Below are 1,664 nucleotides of genomic sequence, written 5' to 3' on the forward strand. Positions count from 1 at the left end.
GAGCAGATCGCCGCCCAGCAGGCTACCGACGACGCCGTCCTCGCCCAGCACACCGTCGAGCAGGTCGCCACCGAGCGCATCGCCACCCAGCAGGCCGCCGACGATGCCGTCCTCGCCCAGCACACCGCCGAGCAGGTCGCCACCGAGCGCATCGCCGCCCAGCAGGCCACCGACGACGCCGTCCTCGCCCAGCACGCCGCCGAGCAAGTCGCCACCGAGGAGGTCACCACCCAGCAAGCCGCCGACGACGCCATCCTCACCGAGGACACCGCCGAGCAGGTCGCCACCGAGCAGGTCGCCGCCCAGCAGGCCACCGACGACGCCGTCTTCGCCCAGCACGCCGCCGAGCAGGTCACCACCAAGCAGATCGCCGCCCAGCAAGCCACCCACGACGCCGTCCTCGCCGAGCACCCCGCCCAGCAGGTCGCCGCCCAGGACGCCGTCGACCAGGTGGCTGACGCCGTCGGTGAGGTAGTCCACCTGCGTGCCGACCAGCCCCAGCACGGCGTCCGTGGCGCCCTCGCCGAGCAGTTGGTCGGTCAGCGGGGCGACCAGCCCGCCCGCGGTGTCGAGCACACCCGCGGCCAGGTTGTCCACGCCGTCGAGGCCGTTCGGCGTGTCCGGATCGAAGCCGCTGCCCAGCACCGGCGCGAGCACGTTGCTGACCGTGTCCGTCAGGCCGTCGACCGCCCCGCCCAGCGGTGCGAGGACGTCGCCCAGCCCCAGGTCGCCCACCAGCGGCAGGTCGCCGACCTCGCCGAGCGCCCCTGCCACCAGTTGGCTCGCGGGGTCGAGCAGCGCGTCGCTGCCGCCGCCATCGCCGCCGCTGCCGAGCAGGCCGCCCAGCAGGCCGCTGACGACGCCCTCGTCACCGACGAGGGTGTCGGCCAGGCTGCCCACCGGGCCGTCGTCGCCCAGCAGGCTGCCGACGACGCCGTCCTCGGCCAGCAGGCCGCCGACCAGGCCGTCGGGGCCGACGAGGCCGCCGACCAGGCCGTCCTCGGCCACCAGGCCGCCGAGCGCGCCGTCTTCGCCCAGCACGCCTTCCAGCAGCGATGCCACCGGGCTGTCGGTGCCGAGCACGCCTTCGGTCAGGCCGTTCAGGCCTTCCAGGCCGAGGCCCTCCAGGACGTTGCCGAGCGGCGTGCTGTCGCCCAGCAGGTTGTTGCCGAGGTTGGCGACCGCATCCGTGAGGTAGTCCACCTGCTTGTCGAGCGAGCCGACCAGGGACGCGGTGGTGCCCTGGCCCAGCAGGCCGTCGACCGTCGGGCCGAGGCTGCTGCCCAGCGGGGAGGCGATGCTGCCGACGAAGTTGTCGACCGGGTCCAGCGCGTTCGGATCGTCGCGCTGGAATTCGCTGCCGACCAGCGGCGCCAGCGCGTTGTTGAGCGTGTCGGTCAGGCCGTCGACCACCTGGTCGACGGGTGCCAGGGTGTCGCCCAGGCCCAGCGTGTCGCCCAGGGCGTCGGTCGCGGTGCCGGCGAGGCTGTCCGCGGGATCGAGCAGGGCGTCTGCGTCGGCGTCGGCGTCGGCATCAGCGTCCGCATCGGCATCAGCGTCCGCATCGGCATCGGCATCGGCGTCCGCATCCGCGTCGGCATCGGCATCGGCGTCCGCGTCGGCATCAGCGTCCGCATCGGCATCGGCATCGGCATCGGCATCAG

At 74.0% G+C, this 1,664-nt stretch carries 1 pseudogene; it reads right to left on the reverse strand.

The features are described 5' to 3' along the window. Positions 1-1,664 (reverse strand): annotated as a pseudogene (locus ACIY1X_RS19350) (hypothetical protein); the annotation flags it as partial.

Origin of the sequence: Xenophilus sp. (genome assembly GCF_044462705.1) — a bacterium.
GTDB lineage: Bacteria > Pseudomonadota > Gammaproteobacteria > Burkholderiales > Burkholderiaceae_C > Xenophilus > Xenophilus azovorans.